We start from the raw sequence: 24,146 nt of genomic DNA on the forward strand, positions 1-24,146 counted from the left end.
GAAATCTTGATTTATGTTGGCCTGAATTGACAAGAAATGATGGTGTATTGATTGGATTTTCTGATTTTTTCATCCAAAGCGTCAATTTCCTATCAGCTCATACTTTTGACAGGCCCCGGCCAGTTGGGCTTGGAACTCAGTTTCATTTTTGAGTATGGAGAAAAAGTCAACCAGGTAGTTTCGTGCCGATTCAAATTCGGGATTTGGTAGAAAGGAACTGTATTTTTCCAAGGTCTTTAAAATTTGAGATTCGCTTTGCATAAAGTCATTTTTGACCAGTTGGGTAAGCGCTTCATTTCTGCAGATTCCCCGGTACAATCGTTCGGTTACCTTTTTGATGGGTAAATAATCATAGGGTATCGCATACGACGCATTGACAAAGCCCGAATAGTCAAAATCATACGCCACAGGAATAAACTTCTCCTGTCCTTTATCCAGCATTTTTACATTGTGTTGGGTCGTATTGGACCAATCGGTATTTCCGATCATGAAGGCAAAAAAATCCTGTTTTAAGGCCAGTGTGTCATTGACTAAATGAGGTAAAACCAAGCCTGAGTCTTTTGTATTTGCATCATAATTTTCGGCCACATTATCCACATCTTCAAGAACAAACGCTGTCAAGGAATAGGACTTACTTTTTTTGTTTTGCCTGTCTGTCAGGATTAAATTGATTAATCTGGTTTGGAAAAAGTAGGGACTGACCTGTTCGTAAAGTTTATATACAATAAACTCCTTCATGATCAGATGATTGTAATATTCACCTTCCTGACAGGGGAGCACCAGCTTTAGGCTCCTGTTTCCCTCAAAAGGGGTGTTTTCGGAGGCTCCTTTGGGAATTTTTAGCCAAAGTGGTATGAAAAAGCATTGGGCTCTCCTGGAATTTCCCCTTCCTCTCAGATTTACGGGGACAGAGTCAGGCTTACCCTCTTGGTCTTTGAATTTGATGAATGTCGGGAAAAACACCGTATCCGACTTTGAACCCTTGATCAGTTTAAAATTGGTCACTATCTCAAGGTCAAATGGCGTCTCGGAAGCAAAAAGGATGTCTTTTTGAAAGGCGGATGCCCGAAGTGATAAACCAACCAACAATGCAAAAGTCAGGGCTCTTGCGATAAAAGAAATTCGCAGCATAAAAATCAAGGGATAAGTACTCCATTAAGTTAGGAATAATTCGACCTTCCAAACCAAAATTTTCTCGAAGTTCTGATAAACAACAATGACTTCCTTTTGGGGAAGTCATTGCCGTAAGTCGATTGTAAAATTTTGATTAAATCACCTGAAATCCATGGACATAAGGATCATCGTCATCCAGGATGATGGTGTTATAGCCATAGACTTTAGCCCAGCCTTCGATACTGGGTATGATGGCCGGCTGGCCGGCAATTTCGGTTACTTCTTCGATCCTTCCGATAAACTTGGACCCGATGAAACTTTCGTGTACAAATTCATCCCCAGACTTTAGCCAGCCTTTGGCAAACCACTGCGCCATTCGGGCAGAGGTGCCTGTGCCGCAAGGAGAACGGTCGATGGCTTTGTCACCGTAGAACACTGCATTTCGGGCGGTGCTGCTTTGATCCAGGATTTTGCCAGTCCACATCACGTGAGAAAGTCCTCGGATACGGTCGTGCTCCGGATGAACAAAGTCGTAGCGCTCGTTCATTTTTGCGCGGAGATTTCGTGCCATGGAGATCAATTGCTCCGCTTTGAAATGCTCCAAACCGGGGAAATTTTCCTGTGGATCCACGATGCAGTAGAAATTGCCACCATAGGCTACATCCACGGTCAGTTTGCCAAGCTCCTCAATTTCGATTTCCAGGTTTTCTGCTGCGAGGTAGCTTTTCACGTTGGTCAGCTTCACGGACTTTACTTTTTTCCCTTCCTGCTTGTACTCGACTAAGACCAATCCGGCTGGAGCTTCCATTCTTAGGAAGCCAGGGGTTTTGGGATGAATCAAACCCTCCTCAATGGCAATGGTGATCGTACCGATGGTGCCGTGGCCACACATGGGCAGGCAGCCAGAAGTCTCGATAAAGAGAATGGCGAAGTCATTTTCCGGATCGTGCGGAGGAAACAGCATCGAGCCCGACATCATGTCGTGGCCCCGAGGCTCAAACATCAGTCCCGTGCGAATCCAGTCTAGGTTTTCCATGAAGTATTGACGCTTTTCCAACATGGTGTTTCCTTTGAGAAAAGGGACACCACCGGAAACCACCCGGACGGGATTTCCGCAGGTGTGAGCATCGATGCAAGAAAAGGTATGGCGAGAAGGCATTGAGATTTAAAATTCGAAGTTTGAAACTATAGTGAGAAATACTGTTGAAATACACCAGAAATAAGTCCCGCAAGCGGGACGAAATACTTTAGAAATCCATTCTGGGCAGAGCATATTTCACTGAGCGAAACGAAGTGTATTTCCACGGTATTCCCATTTTATTTAGTGTAAGCACCATTCACCAATCTCCAGATCCCAAGCGGATTATCGTCTCTCAAGGCATCCGGAAGAAGGTCTTGAGGCATATCCTGGAAAGCGATCGGTCTGGCAAATCGCTTGATGGCATGAGCACCAACCGAAGTACTGTTTGGAGCGGTGGTCGAAGGGAATGGTCCTCCGTGCTGCATGGCATAGCCGACTTCTACTCCGGTAGGCACACCTTTGAAGAGTAATCGGCCACACTTTTCTTCTAGGAGATTAATGAGAAACAGTTGGTTTTGGAGTTCCTCGGCATCCGCCCATACGGTGATGGTCAACTGTCCGTGAAGATGCTTGGCGATTTCCAAGAGTTCGTCTTCATTTTGGTACACCACCATTATAGCAAAGGCACCAAAGACTTCTTTTTGGAAAAGGGAGTCCTTCAGCCAGTCGGCTGCCTTAATTTCCGCCAAAGCTGTACTTCCGTTGATCAGGTGCTTGGGATCCGCCACCTTCACCCAGCGGAGTTCTTCACGCGACTCCAAAAACTGAATGGAATCGTAATACGCTTGAGCAATTCCCGGATGGAGCATGGGGGCGGCGGCAATGTCTTTCAGTTCGGCCGCAATGGCGTTTTCAAAGACTTTTGCCTGTTTTTCCGGCACAAAGATCAACCCGGGATTGGTGCAAAACTGGCCTACACCTAGGGTCAGTGAAGCGATGAAGGCTTTTGCCAAGGCATCGTTTTCTTTTTCCAGTTTTTGAGGAAAGCAGAAAATTGGATTGACTGAACCCATTTCGGCATATACAGGAATGGGTTCCTCTCGCTGATTGGCGAGTTGGAAAAGTGCCATGCCACCTGCATGAGAACCTGTGAAAGCGACAGCTTTTGCCATCGGATGCTTGACCAAGGCTTGTCCCTCAGCAATTCCTCCTTCCACATGAGTGAAAAGCGCAGAAGGAAGTCCGCATTTCAAAATGGCCTGATGGATGCAATCGGCGACTTTTCTGGAAGTCTCCGGATGTGCTGGGTGCGCTTTGTAAATCACAGGGCAGCCTGCTGCTAAAGCGGAAATCGTATCTCCCCCGGCAGTCGAAAAGGCCAATGGGAAATTGCTTGCCCCAAAGACTACTACCGGTCCTAGCGGCGTCAAGAATCTGCGGATATCTGCTCTCGGTAGCGGTGTGCGGTCGGGCATGGCCGGATCGATGGTCGCTTCTACCCAAGAACCTTCTTTTACCAGATTGGAGAAAAGCCGGATTTGACCCGTGGTTCTACCCAATTCCCCGTTGATCCGGCCTTCGGGCAGGTTGGATTCCTTGACCGCCAAGGGGACGATTTCAGCGCGATGGGCTTCTAAGGTATCCGCGAGTGTATCCAAAAAGGCTCCTTTCTCCTTTCCTGGAAGGTTTTTGTAGAAAAGAAAGGCCTCTTGGGCGGCACTGAAAAGGTTGTCGAGGTTCATGGGAATTGAAATATTGTAAAATTGAAATATTGTAAAATTAGCTTCGCGAAGCTCCAGAGCAATTAGTCTTGTGTCTAATGTCTAGCTTCTTGCGTCTATTTTACAATTTCGGTCTTTTTGCCAATCCGTCTGTAATTATTTTCTCGATTCTCGCTCTTTCTTCCCCGATCAAAGTCAATCTTGGAGCGCGGACATGCTCAGAACCGATGCCGCAATGCTGCTCGGCAAGCTTGATGTATTGCACGAGTTTTGGGTGAATGTCGAGCTCCAGCAAAGGCAGGAACCAACGGTAAATTTCACGTGCTTCTTCGATTTTGCCTTCTTGAATAAGGTTATAAACAGCCACTGTCTCCTTTGGAAAAGCACACACCAAGCCAGCAACCCAACCAACTGCACCCATCAGCAACTCCTCCATAGCCAGGGTATCTACTCCACAAAGCAATTGATATCGATTGCCGAATCGGTTGATCATTCGGGTCACATTGGAGATGTCGCGGGTAGATTCTTTGATGGCTTGGATGTTTTCGCACTCTGCCAACTCGGCAAACATGTCGATGGTCACCAGGGTCTTATAGTCCACCGGATTGTTGTAGATCATCATTGGTAGTTTGGTGGAGTTGGCGACCGTTTTGAAGTAAGTCACTACTTCGCGAGCATCTGCTGCATAGCGCATCGGAGGCAAAATCATCAGTCCGGAAGCTCCTAATTCTTCTGCTTTTTTTGACCAAAAGAGAGCGTCTTGTGTAGCTCCTTCAGCTATGTTTAAAATCACCGGAACCCGACCGTTGATGTGGTTGACGGTTTCTTTTGTGAGTTTGATTTTTTCCTCATGAGAAAGCACGGAGCTTTCCCCTAATGTACCGCCAAGGATGATTCCATGAACTCCGCATTCAAGCTGGAAGTCCAGGTTTTTGAAAAACAGGTCCATATCCAGACTTCCGTCTGCGTGAAATTTGGTCGTGACCGCGGGGAATACGCCTTTCCAGTTCATAGTTTGTTGATTTTAACCACAGAGGGCAGGAAGATTTTTATTCAAAAGTAAAATAAGCCCATAGGAAAATCTTTCACTGGATTAGTTCATATTGACACGATATTGACTGATTAGTCAAATTTTGAATCTATTTTTACTCAATCTGATACTATTTGCACCATGGCCAAAGTCATTTCCTTTCAGATCCCAAAATCTCAACGTGAGTTTGCTCGCTATCAAGAGGATCGGGGAGCCTATTTTTATGACAAACTGCATCAACATCCTCAGTTGCAGTTAACGGTGATTTTGGAGGGGAAAGGGCAGTTTCTTAGCGGGGATTACGTCGGTAGATTTCAGGCCGGGGATGTGTTTTTTTTAGGAGAAAATGCACCTCATGTTTTTCGCAGCGATCCTGAGTTTTTTGAAAAAGACACCCAGCTTAAATCGAAAGGCAATACCATTTATTTTGATTTTCAAGCATTGGAAAATGCCCTCGTTGAATTGGACGAGCTTCAGTCCCTGAAAAAATTTCGTGGATTTGAGGGCCTTTGCTTCCAGATTCAGGGAAAGACTGCCGCTCAGATCAAGGAACTTTTTTGGCTTTTGGGCTCAAGTGAGGGACTGCAGCGGTTTCAATTGGCCTTTCAATTATTGGCTTGGGTAGATCAAGCTGGGGAGGATTTGGTTCGGTTAAACGAATCGGGTCTGATGCGTGGCCTATCCGAGAAAGACGGGAGCCGCATGGACCGGGTGATGCAGTTTTTGCTGGAAAACCGCTTCAAGCCCATTTCTCTTGAGGATGTGGCAGGCAAAGCTAATCTCTCAAGGGAAGCTTTCTGCCGGTTTTTTAAACTCCGCACAAGAAAAACTTTCACTGCATATTTGATTCAGCTTAGGATCAGTGAAGCCCAAAAGCTGTTGCAGGAAAGCGATTGGCCCATTTCTGAAATAGCCTATCGTGTTGGTTTCGAAAATTTGGCCTATTTCAACCGTAGCTTTAAGAAAATTTGCGGAGTAACTCCCAAAGAGTGGCGGGCCATCAGTTCCTGATCAAATTACTTTCCCTTCCTGAGGACAATCATTTTAGAGTCCATCACATTGCCCAGAAAAAGATACTCTCCGAAAGGAATGGCCACTGAGCTGGCAGACATGGTTTCGCCTTTGTCCAGCCAAACTGTAGTCTGTTTGAGCTGCTGATCAGAAAAGTGGATTTTTAAAATCTCCGAAGGAGCAGTGGTTTTTTTACCTGCTGCATACGCCGAAAAAGTCATCAAATCCGGATGTGCTCCAGACCAGATGCCTCCTTCTTCATCCCTCTCTAGGTTATCTACCCCTGTGGCTGTAGGAATGTCTTCCAAGAAGGTGAGATCTCCGTTTTCTTGGATCTCAAAAACCCGAATCAGGAAATGTCTGGAAGAAGCCACGAGAAGATTTTTTCCGGATTGATCCAACACCAGCCCATTGGGGTAGGCCATGTTTTCTGCCACGATGCGAAAGGATTCTCCGTCATAATAGCCCACATTGGCTTTGGCTACTCCAAGGTAATTTTCTGCAAAAATTCCCAAGTCAGAAGTAGAGCCATGATCATTGGAGTAGTAAAACCGATCAGCATCTACCCATACTAGGTCATTTGGAGAGATTAACTTGGGATCTCTTAGGCTGTGGCTATACCGCACGGTATCCTGATCGATAGTGAAAACCTCAATAGAATGTTTTCCCTCTACATGGTTGATCACAGCCAACCGATACTGCTTTGGTCCGGTCTCGATCAGGCTAATACCATGAGGATAGAGCACCAATTCGGAAGGTAAGGGAATGGGATGCGCTGTAAAAGGCGCATCCTTCAGGTCCATCCAATACAAGCCATGAAGTCCTTTTTCGCCTGAGCGCCTTTTGGCTCGATCATCAACGGACAGGATCATAAAACTGTCCGTGCGGGAAATAGCCATGTCTTCCACTCCGGGCAAACCTATAGTTTGCTCAATCCCTCCAAATTCATGGTAGGTTTCAATTTTTCGAAAGAAGCCCGTACTCCAAAAGGTATAGAGAACAAAGAGCCCAAGTGCCAGTAGCACAAGACCCAGAGAGATGCCGATTTTCATGGACATGGTTATTGTTATTGGAAGTTTTTGATTGGGTGGTAGCTTACTGCCTTTCTACTGAAATCGTATTGTCATCCGGAATGCGATCGATAAGCTTGTTGTAGGGATCGATGCCGGCCTTGACGGGTTCACCCTTTATTTTGACAGTGATCGTGGATTGACCGGGTTTGATCTTATGCTTTTGGATATAAAGCGGATTGACTCGGGTGCGGCCATTTTCGTCCTTATCCTCTGCCGCAAAAACGCCTACATCGATGTAGTCGGCTTGGTAATCCGCATTCGATTCCTTACCGGTCTCATCTGCATAGAGTTTCTGGGAGCGAAGATTGAGCGTGACTTCATATTCACCTTCTCCAATCTTTTTGGCCGTAACACTTTCAGCTTTGTTGTCATAAAGGGTGATTTTGTTCCAGGTGTCCTCCAGGTAGTATTTGACGCTATCAGGAGTCACTGCTTCCAGATGACGGTACAAATCATAGCTCCCGGGAAAAGGTGGAGTTTCCTTCAGCCCAAATTCCTGATTGAAGGCAAAAAGAGCCGAATCCATCGTCTCTGCACCAATCAAGTCCCGAAGTCCATACAAAATCAAACTTCCTTTATAATACCATTGATAGGCCCGATTGCAATTGATAAAGGTGTTTTCTTTTTTGCTTTCAGTAGCCCTCCCTCTCAGGTAATTATCCAGTTCTTCTTTTAGGAAGCGCTTCATGTTGTCTTTTCCATACCTTCTTTCGGTAAGGATCAAGGCGGAAAACTCCGCCAAAGCCTCCGAAATCAGGTTGGATCCACGGGTATAATTCGGTGTAATCTGATGCCCCCACCACTGATGGGCCAGTTCGTGGGCAGTCACGTAGTAGACAAAATCAAAATCGTCCGGTTTTTTGAAATCTGCCACCCAGCCAAAACTTTCCGAAAAAGGCACGGTGTTAGGAAACGATTGGGCAAACCCTGCATACCGAGGAAACTCCAAGAGGCGCATTTGCCTAAACTGGAAGTTGCCATAGGTCTCCGAAAAATAAGTCAAGCCGTCTTTGTAGGCTGCTAGGAATCGGTCCAGATTGTAAATGTGTGTGGGATGATGGAAGATCTCGATGTTGACTTCTTGTCCATCCGGGAGCACAGCCTTGTCTTTGAGCACTTCATACTCAGCCGACACGAAAGTGAAGAAAGCCTGAATCGGAGTGTCCTGTATGTAGTGGAAGTAACGCCTGCCATTTTCCTCCCATTCCCGCTGCAAATAGCCCGGTGCGACAGCAATCTGACTTGGGATCGTGCTTACAATGGCTTCAAAAGAAATCAGATCCGCGTCATTGACAAACAGCAAGGTAGATTCTCCGTATGGATCTCGGTGCTCCGGCAAGTCTTCCGGTTTGGGAGGGAGCCCGTATTTCTTTCTGTCCTCGTCGCTGTTCATTTCGTTGTTGGGATCATAGCCCATGGTAGGGATTCCCCCAGAAAAGAAGGTGCCATTATAGACGATATCTCTTCCATAGCCTGAATTGGGGATGCCCGAATATTTCTTGTTGCTGACGATGAGCAGGTTCAGTGTATCACCAGGCTGCATCGGCTGTGGCAAAGCGGTGATCTGATACCAGTGTTTCTCCTGCTTCTTTCCCAAAATCTGGAATTTTGAGGGTTCATAGTTCAGTGGGAATCGGTAAGGCAGCGTATCGCCTTGATAGATGACCTTAAAATCGCTCAAGTCACTGGAATTGAAGTGAATCGAATCGATGGCTGACTCGGTCTTGTTGACCAACTGAACTTCCGCTTCAAAATAGGCTTCGCGCTCCATTGGAAACAGGTCTGCCTTTATCTTGATTTTGGTGACTTTGGGCTGAGGAATCCGCTCGTATTTTTTGAGTTGTTGCTCATAGGCCACTTGACGGAGTTTTCCCTCTTCTACGGTTCGATAGTCATTTTGGTACACCACAGATTGGAAAATATAAGCACCTGTGACCAATGCCAAGACCAAAAACGCAAATCCAAATCGGGTGGAAGGCAAGGAAAGTCTTCGTTTGGCAGTAGCCCAACGGCTTTTCCAGGAATCTTCTGTTCCTCTGCTGAAGAAAATACTGAAAAACAGTACCAGAAATATCCCAAATGAGGTCCAATAAATATTGAACCAAACGAGTGCATCGCCAAAGTGTCCCAGCCCGTTCATGTCACTCCAAGTGTACCCAGGCTTGTAGCTGAAGAAAAACAGGTTGAAATTATAATCTGCAAAGCTTCTCAGCACAATCATCACCACCCAAATCCCAATGGCCGCGGCATGGCCGGCAAACTTGTTGTTGACAAGCAAGTGGACAGCAAACACCAGCATGACCATTTGTAGGTAATCGGGGAAGGTAATCAGGTAGCTGTCGATCAAGTAGACGGGCAAATCAAAAAGGAAATACCCTTTCAAAATCTGAACAATCAGACCAACAACAATCGGCAAGGAGGTCAGCACCAAGCAGACAAAGGCCATCCCCAAAAACTTGGAAGCAATCACCACTCCGTCCTTGACCGGAAAAGTGTCATTGATGATCGAGTACCCTGTAGAGCGATCCCGATGTAGGGCCTCCCCGGTAAAAAACACAATGATGATGAAGACAAACAGGTTGTAATCGTACCCTTTGTACTCCATCAGAAAGGAGGTCGAGGGCAAAATCGGAACACTGTAGGTGGTATTTCCAATCCAGAAGTCCAGCACCAAAAAGATCATTCCACCCAGCAAAATGGATCGGAAATAAATGTCTTTGAGGACATTTTGGACTTCGATTTTGGTGAGGGTTTGTAAGGATCGCCATTGGTAAGAAGAAGAAAAGTCCGGCAATACCTTTCGGAAAGCCCCCGTGATGACAGATTCCTCTTTTGTGGATTCGGCTTTTTTGCTTTTTCTGGAAGCTTGGAAAAAATAAGAGAAACTGAATCGGTAGTAGGAGGCAATGAAAAAAGCCAAGCCCACGCATGTCCAAAGTACCCGGTTTAGCAGAAGATTACCGGTGACGGAGAGCAAAAAGGTATTTTGCTCATAGGGTGTGAGGTAACGTGTTTGAAGATCAAAGGAATTCAAGCCAAAAGGATCAATCAGCTGAACCAAGTCCTTGTTTTCAATATCCTGAGCCAAAAAATTGGCAAGCAGATATCCTATGAAAATCACAATTCCTCCCGAGTAGATCGAGCGGATATTGCGCGTAAAAATGATCAAAGCAAAAAACAAAGCTCCAGCCAGCCAAAGGTTGGGAAGCACCAAAGTCAGCCAGGGATGGAGGTAATTCATCAGCTCGTTTGGGCCGTATCGCTCTGCATCTGTGCCGAACAGCGGACCCAGTACGCTTCCCAAATAAATCCCCAAAAGCGAACCCAAACTGATGAAAAGCAAGGTGGCAAAGGAACCCCAAAAACGCCCCATAAAGTACCCAAACTTGCTGATCGGGTAGCTGAAGAGAAAGGTACCGGTGCCATGCTCCAAATCCCGATAGATAGGTACCCCCATGATGGCAGAGGCAATCAGAATCCCGAAAAGAGAAACCAAAATTTCAAAATTAGCGATCACGATTGGAGAGTTGTGATAGACTTTTTCGGAGGCCGGCGTATTTCCAAATCCAAAAAGCAGAAGAGGCACAATCAGCAAAAGGGCAAAATAGATGTAAGTCGCCGGTCTGCTAAAGCGGTACTTTAGCTCAAATAGAAAGATGTCCTTAAACATACGATTCCGATTAAATGGTGATAGGATCCACTTTTTTAGAAATCACACTGAAGTACACATCTTCCAGATCTCCCGCTACAGGTTCAAAGTCATTTCCCAGCCTTTCTTCGCTTTCGATGCGAAGGCTCAGCTTTCCTCCGATCAGCTTGGTGGAGATCACGTGGTAGTCTTTTCGATAGTGATCCAATTCACTTTTTTCAATCGCTTTTTGATAGATTTTTCCCTGTACCATGGCGAGTCCGTCTTTTGGCTTGCCTTGCATGAGCACCTCTCCCGAGCAGATGATGGCCATGTTGGAGCAAAGGGTATTCACGTCCTCGACGATGTGTGTGGAGAGAATCACAATCGTGTTTTCTCCGATTTCGGAGAGCAGGTTATAAAAACGGTTACGCTCGGAAGGGTCGAGACCTGCGGTAGGTTCGTCCACGATGATCAGGGACGGGTTTCCCACCAAAGCCTGCGCAATCCCAAATCGCTGACGCATCCCGCCCGAAAAAGTACCGAGGCCTTTTTTTCGGTCTTTGAAGAGATTCACTTTTTGTAAAAGAGAGGCAACGAGTTCTTTTCGGTCACTTTTGCTGCCGATGCCTTTCATTTGGGCAATGTGATCGAGCATGGTCTCGGCATTGATCCGGGGATAAAGGCCAAAATCCTGTGGGAGGTAGCCCAGACGCTCACGAACGGATTGTTTATCCTTCAGTACATCGATTCCGTCCAGCTGAATACTGCCAGAGTCCGCATCCTGAAGAGTGGCGATGGTACGCATCAGGGTTGATTTTCCGGCACCATTAGGGCCTAAAAGTCCAAACATCCCCTGTGGAATAGTCAGGGAAATATCATTGAGTGCTTTCACTCCGTTGGAGTAGGTTTTTGAGAGATTTTTGATGAGTAATTCCATGTCGAAAGATTGGGGTTAAGTAATAATGGGACTCGAGAATTTATTTTCTAATCGGTAAAAAACGGTACTCAAAAATTTGCGAAGGATAAGATAATCAAATGATTCTAAAGGTGATTTATAAAAACATACTAATGCATGTTCTAGAGGTCAGATGCAGATTTTCCAAGATTGGTTGTCGGGAAAAGAGATTTTTTCTCCTAATTCAAACCTTGTCTCAACCTTGGGCTTTTATACTGATGATGAAATGCCCATGTGAAAATGTCTCACACACGGGAATGATTATTTAGGGCATTCTCCCGATGAAAAATCGGGACAGGCTATGTGGCAAATGAAAATCAAATAATAATCACCTGAAATCGAGCATGACGCAAGCGACACACAGAGGGAGGATTATAATCCATGCGAGATTCTATCTGACCAATGAAAAACAAATTATAAACAGATGAAAAGACAATTCCTTACGCCACTACTCCTGCTTTACCTCTTTTTTCTGTATTCCTGCGAGCAAAGGAGCTTCGATAAGCAGTCGGGGCAAATCGAATCCTTTGCCGAAATGGTCAAATCTGGGGTCAAACCCCTAGCCCTAGGTCCTCCGATGACCTCGGCCGAGTTGGATCTTTTTATGCCGGAGGTGGAGCGCATCAGTCAGAAATACGGGGTGAGTTTCTATCGGGAAGCCGACTTAGTGCAGACCGATTTGTTTCCTGCCTCAAGTGTGGAAGGAAAGGAAGTCGTGTTGTTTTACAAAGGAAACACGCTCAAAGCCTATGAAGATCTCAAGCAGGAGTTGGCCAAAGACAATCTCACCGCTGAGAGAAAAAGGGAATTGAGCCGGAGATTTGGCAGGTTATTAGGCTATCCAACCGAGCGAATCAATGACCTGTTAGCCGAGAACAGCTCCTTCAGGGACCTGGAGGATTTTGGCATTCAAGGACTGGAGTTTAAGTGGTTTTACAAGGATCTGGCTAAAGCAAAGGCCTTTTACCAAACTACGCTCGGGTTGGAACTGGTGCAGGAAAATGACAGCTTGGCCAAATTTCTCATAGCCGGGGATTCTTTTTTGACGCTTCATTCCATTGCCAATTCAGGCTATACCGGAGCTGAATCCAAATCGGTCGCTTTGGCTTTTCTTACTGATCAGTTGGAGGCATGGTATGCCCATCTGCAAGAGCAAAAAGTGACCATCAAGTATCCGCTCAAGCAAAATCCGGGAGGTCCGCATGACGGTTTTGTGGCAGTGGATCCGGAGGGGTATCTCTTGGAGTTTGAGACATTTTTTCAGCATCCGGAAAATGAAGTCTTTATGCCTGAACTGGACGAGTTGCAGCCAAAGTCCACGCGTCATGGAGAAAAATTGCAGTTTAAGGGATCGGTGGTTTGGTTGTATTACAAGGATATGTTGCCTGCCGAACTCTTTGTGGAGGAAAGCCTGGGATTGACCAAAAGTGCGGATCAAGGATGGGCTAAAGTGTACCGATTTTCCCAACATGGTTACCTCGGCTTGGTCGATGGACTGAGAGGCATGAATACCTTTTCCCCTGAAAAATTGGTGGAAATCAGCGTCGATCTGGAAAACCCCGGCCCTTGGGAAAACTACCTAAAAGCAAATTTTCCCGACTCCACCCGAAAAGCCAATTCCTTAAAAGATGCCGGTGGGTATCTGTTTAGGTTTTGACCTTCTTTCAAGACACTAGATTTTTTATTGACCACATAGACAAATAGAAAGCATAGAAAAATGAGTACAATATTTTAGAACTGTGTAGACTTAAGTGGCTAAGTGGAACCAAAAAAACCGATGTACAGAAAGTGTGATTTTCATTAAAAACCACATAGACACATAGAAAAAATAGGAAATGAGTTTTCCTATTAGAAACTATGCTAACCTATGTGTCTATGTGGTAGTCCTTATTTTTAAATTATGTAATTGATAAAGAGAAAAGAGCATCCAGCTCCCCTGGGACCTAAAGACCTTCTTTCAATACATTGGAAATCAATCGAAATCTTGTTTTTTTAAATTTTTAAATGAAAAGTGATCAAAGATTTTTAACGATAATTTTTATGAGAAATACAAGAAAACAAATTGATGAGCTTTCCTATCAAATCATCGGGGCAGCCATTGAGGTTCACAAGCATATCGGGCCGGGAATGCTGGAAAGTGTGTATCAAACCTGTTTGGAGATAGAATTAACAGAGCGAGGCTTGTCATTTCAACAAGAACTGGAAATACCGATTGAGTACAAAGGGCACCATGTCCAAGGTTTGTTCAGATGTGATTTCCTGGTTGAAAACCAAATTGTGATAGAACTGAAGGCGGTGGCTGAACTTTTGCCAATTCATGAAGCACAAGCAATCAGCTACATGAACCTGCTAAAAATCCCAAAGGGAATCCTGTTGAATTTCAATGTGACCAATTTATTCCAACACGGACAAAAAACCTTTGTGAGTAAATACTATAGCTCACTTTGTTGATATTATTTAACCGCATAGACACATAGAAATAGGCTAATCCTCCTAAAACTATGTGTCTCTATGTGCCTATGTGGTGTTATTCTTCTTTTTGAAATCCAATTTAGCCATTGAGGATTTTGTGGTTTTTTAAAGAGCCAGAATATTCTATGTTTATATTCCTTCTACTGCTTTCTTGAAAAATAAAACTTATGAAAAAAATAGCGCTTTTCGTATTTCTCGTTTTAGGCTCCTTGTGGGCTGAAGCCACCGAGCTGGCCAATCTGATCACCACCTATCAGGCGGATCGGGGGGCGCTTTCTCGTCTGTACACCAATCGGTTATCAGCGGAGTATTTTGCCCGAATGGAATCCTTCAATCAGGACTACCTCAAGACCCTCCAAGCCCAAAACTATGAAGCCCTCTCTGAAGACGGGAAAATCGATTACGTCCTATTCCGCAATTTTCTCGAAAAGCAACTCGCCGAGCTTGACCTCGAAAAGCGGGATTTTATGGCTATTCAGTCGGTAGTTGCTTTTGGTAAGCCATTGGAAGACTTTGTGGTAGCCCGTCGCCGTGCCAAGCAACCGGACGCTCAGGCCTTGGCTGCGTCTTGGGATGCCGTGGCTAAAGCCGTGGCCGCCCAACACAAAGCCCTAGCCTCATCTTCCAAATATACGTCTTGGCAGCAGGCCGACTTGGCTGCTCAAGCTGTAGAAAGCCTCAATCGGGTGGTTAAAGAAGCCTATGATTTCTACTACGACTACGATCCAGCCTTCACTTGGTGGATGCCAGAGCCCTGGAAAAAACTAGACGCAAGTATGAAAGCCTATGCAAAAGCCCTTCGCGAGCACTACACCAACTCAGTTAAAGACGACGGCTCAGGTATCATCGGGAAGCCGATTGGAAGGGAAGCGTTGGAGAAGCAATTGGCCTTCGAAATGATCGCCTATTCTCCCGAAGAGCTGATCGCCGAGGCAGAGAAGCAATTTGCCTGGTGCGAAAAGGAAATGCTGAAAGCCTCCAACGAACTGGGTTTTGGCAATGACTGGAAAGCAGCCTTGGAAATGGTGAAGGAAACCTATTTGCCAGCGGGAGCATGGCCGGAAGAAGTGGCTAGACTCGGAGAAGAGGCAATTGACCTCATGGTGAAAAACGACTGGCTGACTGTGCCACCGCTGGCAATCGAAACCTGGCGGACCAGCATGATCTCTGCGGAAAGACAGCGGGTGAGTCCTTTTTTCCTTGGAGGTGAAGTAATTCAAATTTCCTACCCCACCTCTGAGATGAGTCACGAGGAAAAGATGATGTCTATGCGGGGCAATAATCCGCACTTTTCAAGAGCTACTGTGCAGCACGAACTCATCCCGGGCCACCACCTGCAGCAGTTTATGAATCAGCGCTACATGACGCATCGACGACCTTTCGGCACGCCATTCTGGACTGAGGGCTGGGCTTTGTATTGGGAGTTTGTGCTGTGGGATCGCAACTTCCCGAGAGATGCCAAAGACAAAGTCGGCATGCTCTTTTGGAGAATGCACCGCTGCGCACGGATTATTTTCTCCTTGAATTATCACTTGGGAAAAATGACTCCTCAGCAATGCATCGACCTGCTTGTGGACAAAGTCGGTCACGAGCGTGCCAATGCCGAGGCAGAGGTGAGACGCTCCTTCGAGGGAAGCTATGGACCGCTCTACCAAATCGCTTACATGATAGGAGCCCTAGAAATCTACTCCATGAGAAAGGAAATGGTGGATTCCGGCAAAATGCCTGAGAAGCAATTCCATGATTTGATCATGACCCAAAACGCCATGCCGATCGAGATTCTGAGAGCGAAAGTCACCGGCAAGCCTTTGGATAAAAATCACAAGGCGAGTTGGAGATTTTTGGATTGATTTATTTCCCGCAGATTTTCGCAGAAAAAGACACAGACCTGCCTACGGTAGGTAGGTTTCCGCGGATAATAAAAAAAAGGAAGGCCAAGTGACCTTCCTTTTTGAGTTGAAAATTAACCAATTGAGTACTTAATTTTCCAGGGGAGCTTCCTCTTTCTTTTCCTTTAGGGTAAAGATGATTGCACCGTTTTTTCCATTCTGCCCAAACTTTTCAATGGCTTTATCATCTTTCAATACTTCGATCGCTTCGATATCGTCGGGGTTTATTTCGCTGGCACTTGGGATTTTTAGGTAATGATTGTCCTTTTTTATGTAATAAGCCGGGCTGGCTTCCGATGAAGTCAAACTTTGGACATATACCCTTGAATTAGTTTTTCCAGAGACACGGGTTTCATCAATAGACGAGGCTTGTGGCGATTCTTTTCCAATTCTGTACTGTGGAGTGGATACGGAAAGACTGGTGGCTGTTCCTCCTGGCGCATATTCCCAAGAGGTCACACGACCCATTACCTTGGTTTTTTTGAGGTCGCTTTGTTGGGCTTCGGTAAGTTCACTTTTGATGGCTACTAAAGTAGAAAGCTGTTTTTTCTTGAGCTGGTTTTCCAGATTCAAGACGAGATCCATTTGTTTGGAAACTGCCGCGACATCGGGCTTGGGTTGTTCGAGGAGCTTTTTCAGCTTTTCGGTGGCGGCATCCAGATCCCATTTCAGCGTACTGAAATCTGCGGCATTAGTGCTGTGGATTTTCTTGATTTTTTCGGCCTGGGCATCTGTCAGGGAGATTCTGTCCCGGTTTTTCATCACCAAGTCGGCGGAGAATAGGTATTCCTGAAACATGTCCTGAGCCTGAGTCAGGCTAGAAGTCAGGAAAAAGAGTAGGAAAAGGCTTCGTTTGATCATTTAAATTCTTGTTTTGATTGTCTTGTATCTTATGTCTAAAGTCTTTTTCAATATTCCGCCAAAAGAGACTCCGTAGGCGATTCCCAAATGTCGAGATAGGTTTTTTCCTCGATCACGATCTGCTGCTCTTGATTTTCATCTTCCTGCAGGGTAATGATGATTACCTCTGTGGGAGGTGCTGGAGCCGGTTCTTCACTTGGCCAAAGGAAAAATCCTAAAGCCAGTGAGGCTGCGATACCCAAAGGAATCCACCAGGAAAAGCTTTGTTGCTTGGTCATTTCAGGGAATTCAGGAGTGGGTATAGCTTGGTCTTTTTCCTTGAGTGATTTGAAAAAGGCGTGTAGTTCGGGGTCTTTATCGATGTTCATTTCTTTATTTTTTCCCGTAGATTTTCGCAGAAAAATCCACAGATGTACACAGATTCTTTTCGATTTGGGAGGGGTCCCTCCTTCGAGGTCTTGGGTCACTCAAAGGATCTTCGGTGTTCAATCCATTCTCTAGCCCGAGGCAGTGTCCTCATTGCCGCAATTACGATTTCTATCCATAATCCATTCTTTCAGTTTCTTTTTCCCCCGATCGTAGTGGGTTCTGACGGTTCCGATATGCAATTGAAGGACTTTGGCAGCTTTTTCCAGTGTCATGTCGTGGTAAAAGACCATCAGCAAGACTTCCTGCTGCATCTTGGGTAGTCGTCGAATCAGGTCCTCGTGGCTTTCGGATTCTGTGGGTTCGGACTCCCAAGCCATGTCTTCCTCGATTTCCACGGTCAGCCACTTTACTTTGGTACGGAGTTCATCCATCGCCGTGAATCGAATCACCGAAAACAACCACGTCTTCGGATGGTCATCCGCTTTTAGTTTGGCTTTTCCCTCGAGCACCTTCAAGTACACCAGCTGGATCACATCCTTGGCCAGTTCCCCATCAAATCCGCAGCACTGTCTGGCCCAAAGAAAGGCCTCCCGGTGATGCTGACGGAGAAAAGTTTCGAGCTGTGATCGGTTCATGTACACTACTTAATCGGAAATCGTCTGGATTTATATGACAACTGAAATGAAAATTTTTGAAAACAAAATAAAACTTGTCAAAAAGGGGTTTGGATCCTAAAAGTTTTTGATTTGCCAATAAGGGTTTTAAACCTCATAGACACATAGAAAACATAGAATAAAGCATCAATGAAAAATCTATGTGCCCCAAGTATCTATATGGTGAATATTCTCAAAAGGTGGTAAAGTTGACTTAACCTTTTTTCCCATCTTTAGAAAGAATAGTTTAAAAACCACATAGTCACATAGAATACATAGAAAAAAGACCCATATAACTATGTGAACTTATGTGCCTATGTGGTGAATCCTTTTTAAAAAATTATGAGGTGGTGAAATTGCCTCAACTTTTCCAATCACATGAAGGAAGATGGCTATACCAAACAGTTGAATAAAAACCACATAGACACACAGAAAACATAGAGTAAAGTATCAATGAAAAATCTATGTGGCCCTATGTGTCTATGTGGTAAGTCTTCTTTTGTAATAGTTCTTATTGGTACTTTTGGAAATGTAACTAGTTGTAAGGTTAGACCAACTTTGCAACTTCACCACTCTCTTTCATCCCATGTGGCCCCAACTGATTCGCCAATTCCGTCATTACCTTAAGCTGGAGCGCTCTCTGAGTGAAAACTCCATCGAAGCCTACTCGCTCGATGTGCAGAAGTTGGCGGATTTTTCAGAAAAGGAGTTTCCCCAAAAAAGCCCCCTCGAACTCGAACTGGAGCATCTCCGACGCTTTGTGAATACCTTGGCTGCCTTGGAAATTTCGGCTTACACCCAAGCACGGATTATCTCCGGGATCAAAGCCTTCTACCGCTTTCTGATGTATGAGGACCGGATCAAGGAAGATCCTGCCCAACTCCTCGAAGCACCCAAGCTGGGGCGCAAACTCCCCGATACCCTGAGCTATCCCGAGATCGAGCAGTTGCTGGAGGCCATTCCGCTCGGTGAACCCGAAGGCCACCGCAATCGAGCCATACTCGAAATGCTGTACAGTTCTGGCTTACGTGTCAGCGAGCTGGTTGAGCTTAAGAAAAGCCAGGTCTTTGCCGATATCGGATTTCTGAGAGTGGTGGGTAAAGGTAATAAGGAACGCCTGGTACCAATCGGAAAGGATGCCTTACGCTACCTGAAAATTTACCAAGAGCAGGTTCGCGTCCATCAGACTCCCGCCAAAGGGCATGAGGAATATGTGTTTCTCAACCGGCGAGGTCAAAAACTCACTCGGGTGATGATATTTCTGATCATCAAAAAGACCGCTGAGCAAGCAGGTGTAAAAAAGAACATCAGCCCACACACCTTCCGGCATTCTTTTGCTACGCACCTGATCGAAGGTGGGGCAGACCTGCGTGCGGTGCAGGAAATGCTCGGCCACGAAAGCATCACCACCACAGAGATTTACACCCATTTAGATCGGGATTACCTCCGACAGGTGCTGACGGAATTTCATCCGAGAAAGTGAGGCCATTAGCTATCGGATTTCCGAATTAGTTTAAGACCTCACAACCCAAAACCCAATTCGGATCCGGGCAATTTCCCCGATAATACTCCAAATCCTTTTCTGCCGCCACGCCCGGATAATCTCCCCAATTTTCGCCCAAATCCCACATCAGCTGAAAGTGGAGGTGAGGTGGCCAATCCCCGTTTTCGGGAAAAGGACCTACATGACAAAGCAGTTCTCCGGCTTCGAGTCGCTGACCAATTTTCAGAGCTTCCAAGTCCTTTCGGAAAAGGTGTCCATAAAGTGAATACAGTGTTTTTCCCTCGATCTGATGCTCCAAAATGATGGTCGGACCGTAATTGCCAAAGCCGACATTGTCCTGAAAACTGTGGATTTTTCCCGGATATGGAACAAAAACCGGTGCTCCGGCCTCCGTCCAAATATCGACTCCCAGGTGGATGTTTCGGAAGTCGGCTGATTCCGTCGCAAAAACTTCACTCCGACGGTAAATTGCCCGATTCTCTAGATAACCGCCGATGCCATAGGTTTTCCCTGCGCTGTTTAACCGAGCAAATACAAACTGATCAAATTCAGCGGTATCGCCTAGGTTCACAGCGTCTAAGGCCTGATTGGCAGCTGTAAAATCAAGAGGAAGGGTGTTTTCAGCGGTCAATTTTTCTCCCATAATGGGGAAGAATTCCATTCCGATTAAATTCATTTCGCAAAATATAAAACCTTAACCCACATTGCTTCTAACTGATCTTTACCCATTGCATTTGAGTTATTTCCGTTTTTCCGGTTTCAATCGTGTGTATTACAGATTTTCTCTTGGTTGAGAGTGAAGATTTTCTTTGGAGGATAGTTTTTAATCTGCTCGGGGTTAGTAAAGACTGACTAAACTAAAATTAGGACAACTCCTTGATTTCAATGATGCTTTAATTAAAGACGGGATTAAGAGATTGGTAAATCATTTGAAAATCATCCATTATCGGTTTGATTCATCGCAAGTCTTTTTTCATTCTTTGAGGCTTTGTGAGAAATACAGGCTTCCTCAATCCGCTATCCCATCCAATTCACTCAGTTCCAACCAAGTCAGTTCCAATTCCTCGAGTTCGCCATCGATTGCTTGCAAGCGATTGGTCCAGGTCATCAACTGATTGACATCAGAGGTGCCAGCAGAGATTTGGTCAGTGATGGTGGCTTTTTCTACTTCAAGCTTGGCAATGCTTTCGTTGATCTTCTTGAATTCCTGCTTCTGCTTAAAGCTCGCTTTCACTTTTGGCGCGGATTCTTGCTTCTCGCTTCTTGATTCTTGCTTCTCAACCTTGGGCTCTTCGATCTTCTGTCCTCGGTCTTCCTGCTGATTCTCCTTCTCCCACTCCCTGAAATCGGTATAATTCCCCGGGAAATCCTTGATTTTCCCTTCTCCCTCAAACACAAACAAGTGCTCGACCAATCGGTCCATAAAGTATCGGTCGTGCGACACGATGATCAGGCAGCCCGGAAAAGTGTCCAAAAATTCCTCCAGGATATTCAGGGTCATCAAGTCCAAATCGTTGGTTGGTTCGTCCAGGATCAGGAAGTTGGGGTTCTTAATCAACACCATCAGGAGCTGAAGTCGGCGTCTCTCTCCTCCACTCATCTTACCGATCGGGGTGAATTGTTGCTTGGGAGGAAAGCCAAACTGGGTCAAAAACTGACTCACCGTGATCGTTTGCCCCTTGTCCAGCACGACGACTTCGGCCACTTCTTTTACCACATCGATCAGTCGCTTCTCCTCGTCAAAACGGTCTTCTTCCTGACGGTAATAGCCGAAAGCAGTGGTTTGACCGACTGAAATTTTACCTGAATCAGGATCAAGCAGTCCGGTGATCATTTTCAGAAAAGTCGTCTTTCCGGCACCGTTTGGTCCGACGATACCGATCCGATCTTTCTTTTTGAAGATGTAAGAAAAGTCCTTGACAAGTGTTTTTTCGTCAAAGGACTTGCTGATTTTCTCGATCTCAAGAATCTTATTTCCAAGTCGTTGGGTTGATACCGACAACTCAATATCCCGCTCTTCCCGCTTGGTGAAGGCTTTTTCTTTGGTTTCTTCGAAAGCATCCACGCGGTATTTGGCCTTGGTGCCTCGGGCCTTAGGTTGACGTCGAATCCAGTCCAACTCCTTTTTGTAGAGGCTTTTGGCCTTTTCGATCTCAATATCTTCGATCTGAAGTCTCTCAGCTTTCTTATCCAAAAAGTAGCCGTAATTACCTTGGTACCGATGGATTTTTCCCTGATCAAGTTCGAGAATTTCGTTGGTCACTTTATCTAAAAAGTAACGGTCGTGCGTGACCATAAAAATGGACAAATTGGCTTTGGCCAAGTAATCTTCCAGCCACTCGATGGTCTCCAAGTCGAGGTGGTTGGTGGGTTCGTCCAGCAGGAGCAAGTCCGGCTTTTCCAAAATGGCTTTGGCCAAAGCCACCCGCTTTCGCTGACCACCGGAGAGGTTGCCTACGGGAAGTTCGGTATCGTGAAGACCCAATTTCCCCAGAACTTCTTTCACCTGGTACTCAAAATCCCATGCCTGCAGCGCGTCCATTTTCTCAAACAACTTGGACATTTGAGCCGAATTGTCAATGCCACGCTCGGAGTCCAGCATGGCTTTGTAGTAGTCCTCGATCACTCGAAGGACCTCCGAATTACTTTGGTCAAAGATGGTCTGATAGATCGTCAGGTTGGAATCAAACACCGGATTCTGATGCACATAGGCAATCTTCACAGAGTTGTTGATAGCTACCTGACCGGTATCGGGGATTTCCTGACCCATGATGATTTTCATCAGGGTGGACTTGCCGGCGCCATTGATACCGACGAGGGCGATTTTCTGTCCTTGGGAAATGCCGAAAGAAATATTTGAAAAAAGCTTCCGTTCCCCGAAAGCCTTACTGAGATTCTCAACTGAAAGGTAATTCATGGGGCAAAAGTAAGGGAATTACTGCTGAAACACGGTAGAAATACAATTGAATTAGGTCCTCCTTCGTCTGACGAAATATTTTGCAATACACCTTTTAGGAGAAAAAACCATTCTAACTTATTTCACCGACCGAAGGGAGGTTTATTTCTAATGTGTTTCGCAAAGCATATTTATTTTAGCACCATGAAAACCATCCACGACATTCTCAAACTTGGCGATCCTCGACTCTATGAAGTCTGCGAACCAGTTCAAAAATCTGATCTTCCCTTGGTTCCCGAATGGACTCAACAGCTTCATGAAGCCATGGAGGATATCCGTCGGGTGTATGGGTTTGGAAGAGGAATCGCGGCTCCTCAGTTGGGCATTATGAAGCGGATGTTTTACCTCAATCTGGATCGGCCTTACATCATTCTCAATCCCGAACTAAAAGGGCTTAGTGAAGAGCTTTTTGAGCTGTGGGACGACTGCATGAGTTTTCCCAATCTGCTGGTGAAAGTAAAGCGCCACCAGAGTCTGACCCTGGAATACTGGGATGAAAACTGGGAAAAACAAAGCTGGACTGTGGACGGAGCGATCTCTGAATTGATCCAACACGAATACGATCACCTTGACGGGGTGCTATGCACGATGCGCGCGATTGATGAGAAAAGCTTTAAGTGGAAGGGATAAATGGAAACACAGTTGAAATACTATGGAAATAAACCCCGATAAATCAGGGTGAAATAGTTTTGATCGGCTCATGGTCGCAAGGAATACGGCTCAAATCCTAATAATATTGAGCCGTATTTACCTAATTTTTTGAAGTTTTTGAGCCGATTGAATCTCAGGTTTTCAATTTTTCACGAAGCGAAGCGAAGTGTATTTCGATTGTATTTCAACAGTATTTCCACTTTGTTTCCCTTCCCCTATCTTTAACCCATGAATTTCCCGACCCTCTCTGATATCCGAGCGGCGCATGCCCGCATCCAGTCGTTTATCCACCGCACCCCAATCATGACCTCTACCGCGATCAATGATATTGCCGGTTGCGAGATCTATTTTAAATGCGAAAACTTCCAGAAAGTCGGTGCTTTCAAAGCCCGAGGAGCTGCCAACGCAGTGATGAAACTGTCCCCAGAGGAAAGAGCCAAAGGAGTTGCGACACACTCTTCCGGTAATCATGCCGCCGCCCTAGCACGTGCCGCAAGTGTGGCAGGAATTCCTTCCTACATCGTGATGCCTTCCAATGCTCCCGAGATCAAAAAGAAAGCAGTCAAAGGCTATGGAGGAGAAATCATCGAGTGCGAACCCAACCTCAAAGCAAGGGAAACAACCCTCGAAGCAGTCGTAGCACGAACCGGAGCGACCTTTATTCCTCCTTATGATTACATGGATGTGATCGAAGGACAAGCCACTTGCGCGCTCGAACTTTTGGAAGACCAACCCGATCTCGATATTGTCATGGCCCCGGTAGGAGGTGGCGGACTTTTGGGGGGAACAGCTTTGACAGCCCATTACCTAAATCCTGAGATCGAAGTTATCGCAGGGGAACCGGCAGGTGCTGACGATGCCTATCGTTCTTTTCATGCCGGTCACATCATCCCGCAAACGGGCCCAAACACCATCGCCGACGGGCTCTTGACTTCACTAGGCAAGTTGAATTTTGAATTGATCCAAAAGTACGTAGATGACATCCTGCTTGCCACCGACCCGCAGATCATCGAAGCTATGCGACTGGTCTATGAGCGAATGAAGATCGTGATCGAACCTTCCTGTGCGGTTCCTTTGGCGGCTTTACTAGCAAATAAGGAACGGTTTGCCGGTAAAAAAGTCGGAATCATTCTATCCGGAGGCAATGTGGATTTGGGGAAATTGCCTTTTTAAAAACAAAAAAGCCCAAATCTCTCGACTTGAGCCATTTTTCAGCTTTCTGATTTCTAACTTCTG

General features: G+C 45.7%; 19 protein-coding genes. 7 read left to right on the forward strand and 12 right to left on the reverse strand.

Annotation, left to right across the window (positions count from 1 at the left end; all coding sequences use genetic code 11):
* Positions 1 to 81 precede the first annotated feature (81 nt).
* From DDT91_RS12875 to DDT91_RS12890, 4 genes are all read right to left on the reverse strand, one after another.
* Positions 82 to 1,131, reverse strand: a complete 1,050-nt coding sequence (locus DDT91_RS12875) for a hypothetical protein (RefSeq protein ID WP_187176592.1) — start codon at positions 1,129 to 1,131, stop codon at positions 82 to 84.
* Between the two features lie 136 nt (positions 1,132 to 1,267).
* Positions 1,268 to 2,272 (reverse strand): 4-hydroxyproline epimerase, encoded by a 1,005-nt coding sequence (locus DDT91_RS12880; RefSeq protein ID WP_187176593.1) that lies wholly within the window; start codon positions 2,270 to 2,272, stop codon positions 1,268 to 1,270.
* A 158-nt stretch (positions 2,273 to 2,430) separates the two neighbouring features.
* A complete protein-coding gene (locus tag DDT91_RS12885) occupies positions 2,431 to 3,876 on the reverse strand; it encodes an aldehyde dehydrogenase (NADP(+)) (RefSeq protein ID WP_187176594.1) in 1,446 nt (481 codons plus the stop codon).
* A gap of 100 nt (positions 3,877 to 3,976) precedes the next feature.
* Positions 3,977 to 4,867, reverse strand: coding sequence for a dihydrodipicolinate synthase family protein (locus DDT91_RS12890; RefSeq protein WP_187176595.1), 891 nt, complete (start codon positions 4,865 to 4,867; stop codon positions 3,977 to 3,979).
* A gap of 159 nt (positions 4,868 to 5,026) precedes the next feature.
* On the opposite strand from DDT91_RS12890, the gene DDT91_RS12895 reads away from it, so the two are divergent.
* Positions 5,027 to 5,896 carry an AraC family transcriptional regulator gene (locus DDT91_RS12895; RefSeq protein ID WP_187176596.1) on the forward strand — a complete coding sequence of 290 codons (870 nt, stop codon included), beginning with the start codon at positions 5,027 to 5,029 and terminating at the stop codon, positions 5,894 to 5,896.
* A 5-nt stretch (positions 5,897 to 5,901) separates the two neighbouring features.
* Here DDT91_RS12895 and DDT91_RS12900 read toward each other — a convergent pair whose 3' ends face one another.
* From DDT91_RS12900 to DDT91_RS12910, 3 genes are read right to left on the reverse strand one after another with little or no spacing between them, the layout of a single operon-like run.
* Entirely contained in the window at positions 5,902 to 6,948 is a 1,047-nt protein-coding gene (locus DDT91_RS12900) for an SMP-30/gluconolactonase/LRE family protein (protein ID WP_187176597.1), read from the reverse strand.
* Positions 6,949 to 6,991: 43 nt separating this feature from the next.
* Positions 6,992 to 10,639: a M1 family aminopeptidase gene (locus tag DDT91_RS12905; RefSeq protein ID WP_187176598.1), complete on the reverse strand. Its 3,648-nt coding sequence runs from the start codon at positions 10,637 to 10,639 to the stop codon at positions 6,992 to 6,994.
* A gap of 10 nt (positions 10,640 to 10,649) precedes the next feature.
* Complete coding sequence (locus DDT91_RS12910) at positions 10,650 to 11,537, reverse strand: ABC transporter ATP-binding protein (RefSeq protein WP_187176599.1); 888 nt, start codon at positions 11,535 to 11,537, stop codon at positions 10,650 to 10,652.
* Between the two features lie 442 nt (positions 11,538 to 11,979).
* On the opposite strand from DDT91_RS12910, the gene DDT91_RS12915 reads away from it, so the two are divergent.
* The 3 genes from DDT91_RS12915 (at position 11,980) to DDT91_RS12925 (ending at position 15,877) form a co-directional block, all read left to right on the forward strand.
* Positions 11,980 to 13,212, forward strand: a complete 1,233-nt coding sequence (locus tag DDT91_RS12915; protein ID WP_187176600.1) for a VOC family protein — start codon at positions 11,980 to 11,982, stop codon at positions 13,210 to 13,212.
* A gap of 383 nt (positions 13,213 to 13,595) precedes the next feature.
* Positions 13,596 to 14,006: a GxxExxY protein gene (locus DDT91_RS12920; protein ID WP_187176601.1), complete on the forward strand. Its 411-nt coding sequence runs from the start codon at positions 13,596 to 13,598 to the stop codon at positions 14,004 to 14,006.
* Positions 14,007 to 14,194: 188 nt separating this feature from the next.
* Positions 14,195 to 15,877 carry a DUF885 family protein gene (locus DDT91_RS12925; protein ID WP_187176602.1) on the forward strand — a complete coding sequence of 561 codons (1,683 nt, stop codon included), beginning with the start codon at positions 14,195 to 14,197 and terminating at the stop codon, positions 15,875 to 15,877.
* Between the two features lie 129 nt (positions 15,878 to 16,006).
* Here DDT91_RS12925 and DDT91_RS12930 read toward each other — a convergent pair whose 3' ends face one another.
* The 3 genes from DDT91_RS12930 to DDT91_RS12940 form a co-directional block, all read right to left on the reverse strand.
* Positions 16,007 to 16,777, reverse strand: coding sequence for a hypothetical protein (locus tag DDT91_RS12930; protein ID WP_187176603.1), 771 nt, complete (start codon positions 16,775 to 16,777; stop codon positions 16,007 to 16,009).
* A 47-nt stretch (positions 16,778 to 16,824) separates the two neighbouring features.
* Positions 16,825 to 17,145, reverse strand: coding sequence for a hypothetical protein (locus DDT91_RS12935; RefSeq protein WP_187176604.1), 321 nt, complete (start codon positions 17,143 to 17,145; stop codon positions 16,825 to 16,827).
* 129 nt (positions 17,146 to 17,274) lie between these two features.
* Positions 17,275 to 17,781, reverse strand: a complete 507-nt coding sequence (locus tag DDT91_RS12940; protein WP_187176605.1) for an RNA polymerase sigma factor — start codon at positions 17,779 to 17,781, stop codon at positions 17,275 to 17,277.
* Positions 17,782 to 18,385: 604 nt separating this feature from the next.
* Here DDT91_RS12940 and xerD point away from each other — a divergent pair.
* Positions 18,386 to 19,282 (forward strand): site-specific tyrosine recombinase XerD, encoded by an 897-nt coding sequence (gene xerD / locus DDT91_RS12945; protein WP_187176606.1) that lies wholly within the window; start codon positions 18,386 to 18,388, stop codon positions 19,280 to 19,282.
* 25 nt (positions 19,283 to 19,307) lie between these two features.
* On the opposite strand, the gene DDT91_RS12950 is transcribed toward xerD, so the two are convergent.
* A complete protein-coding gene (locus tag DDT91_RS12950; protein WP_255502111.1) occupies positions 19,308 to 19,964 on the reverse strand; it encodes a peptidoglycan DD-metalloendopeptidase family protein in 657 nt (218 codons plus the stop codon).
* A 348-nt stretch (positions 19,965 to 20,312) separates the two neighbouring features.
* Positions 20,313 to 22,220 carry an ABC-F family ATP-binding cassette domain-containing protein gene (locus DDT91_RS12955; RefSeq protein ID WP_187176608.1) on the reverse strand — a complete coding sequence of 636 codons (1,908 nt, stop codon included), beginning with the start codon at positions 22,218 to 22,220 and terminating at the stop codon, positions 20,313 to 20,315.
* Positions 22,221 to 22,403: 183 nt separating this feature from the next.
* Here DDT91_RS12955 and DDT91_RS12960 point away from each other — a divergent pair, with 183 nt between their 5' ends.
* A complete protein-coding gene (locus DDT91_RS12960; protein ID WP_187176609.1) occupies positions 22,404 to 22,889 on the forward strand; it encodes a peptide deformylase in 486 nt (161 codons plus the stop codon).
* A 249-nt stretch (positions 22,890 to 23,138) separates the two neighbouring features.
* Positions 23,139 to 24,083, forward strand: coding sequence for a pyridoxal-phosphate dependent enzyme (locus DDT91_RS12965; protein ID WP_187176610.1), 945 nt, complete (start codon positions 23,139 to 23,141; stop codon positions 24,081 to 24,083).
* Positions 24,084 to 24,146: the final 63 nt, after the last annotated feature.

This window comes from Algoriphagus sp. AK58, from assembly GCF_014324365.1.
Classification (GTDB): Bacteria; Bacteroidota; Bacteroidia; order Cytophagales; family Cyclobacteriaceae; genus Algoriphagus.

What these genes read in the sequence shown, in the direction of transcription:
- DDT91_RS12875 (WP_187176592.1), bottom strand. Translation starts at nt 1,131, where the DNA reads ATGCTGCGAATTTCTTTTATCGCAAGAGCCCTGACTTTTGCATTGTTG.
- DDT91_RS12880 (WP_187176593.1), bottom strand. Translation starts at nt 2,272, where the DNA reads ATGCCTTCTCGCCATACCTTTTCTTGCATCGATGCTCACACCTGCGGA.
- DDT91_RS12885 (WP_187176594.1), bottom strand. Translation starts at nt 3,876, where the DNA reads ATGAACCTCGACAACCTTTTCAGTGCCGCCCAAGAGGCCTTTCTTTTC.
- DDT91_RS12890 (WP_187176595.1), bottom strand. Translation starts at nt 4,867, where the DNA reads ATGAACTGGAAAGGCGTATTCCCCGCGGTCACGACCAAATTTCACGCA.
- DDT91_RS12895 (WP_187176596.1), top strand. Translation starts at nt 5,027, where the DNA reads ATGGCCAAAGTCATTTCCTTTCAGATCCCAAAATCTCAACGTGAGTTT.
- DDT91_RS12900 (WP_187176597.1), bottom strand. Translation starts at nt 6,948, where the DNA reads ATGAAAATCGGCATCTCTCTGGGTCTTGTGCTACTGGCACTTGGGCTC.
- DDT91_RS12905 (WP_187176598.1), bottom strand. Translation starts at nt 10,639, where the DNA reads ATGTTTAAGGACATCTTTCTATTTGAGCTAAAGTACCGCTTTAGCAGA.
- DDT91_RS12910 (WP_187176599.1), bottom strand. Translation starts at nt 11,537, where the DNA reads ATGGAATTACTCATCAAAAATCTCTCAAAAACCTACTCCAACGGAGTG.
- DDT91_RS12915 (WP_187176600.1), top strand. Translation starts at nt 11,980, where the DNA reads ATGAAAAGACAATTCCTTACGCCACTACTCCTGCTTTACCTCTTTTTT.
- DDT91_RS12920 (WP_187176601.1), top strand. Translation starts at nt 13,596, where the DNA reads ATGAGAAATACAAGAAAACAAATTGATGAGCTTTCCTATCAAATCATC.
- DDT91_RS12925 (WP_187176602.1), top strand. Translation starts at nt 14,195, where the DNA reads ATGAAAAAAATAGCGCTTTTCGTATTTCTCGTTTTAGGCTCCTTGTGG.
- DDT91_RS12930 (WP_187176603.1), bottom strand. Translation starts at nt 16,777, where the DNA reads ATGATCAAACGAAGCCTTTTCCTACTCTTTTTCCTGACTTCTAGCCTG.
- DDT91_RS12935 (WP_187176604.1), bottom strand. Translation starts at nt 17,145, where the DNA reads ATGAACATCGATAAAGACCCCGAACTACACGCCTTTTTCAAATCACTC.
- DDT91_RS12940 (WP_187176605.1), bottom strand. Translation starts at nt 17,781, where the DNA reads ATGAACCGATCACAGCTCGAAACTTTTCTCCGTCAGCATCACCGGGAG.
- xerD (WP_187176606.1), top strand. Translation starts at nt 18,386, where the DNA reads ATGTGGCCCCAACTGATTCGCCAATTCCGTCATTACCTTAAGCTGGAG.
- DDT91_RS12950 (WP_255502111.1), bottom strand. Translation starts at nt 19,964, where the DNA reads ATGGAATTCTTCCCCATTATGGGAGAAAAATTGACCGCTGAAAACACC.
- DDT91_RS12955 (WP_187176608.1), bottom strand. Translation starts at nt 22,220, where the DNA reads ATGAATTACCTTTCAGTTGAGAATCTCAGTAAGGCTTTCGGGGAACGG.
- DDT91_RS12960 (WP_187176609.1), top strand. Translation starts at nt 22,404, where the DNA reads ATGAAAACCATCCACGACATTCTCAAACTTGGCGATCCTCGACTCTAT.
- DDT91_RS12965 (WP_187176610.1), top strand. Translation starts at nt 23,139, where the DNA reads ATGAATTTCCCGACCCTCTCTGATATCCGAGCGGCGCATGCCCGCATC.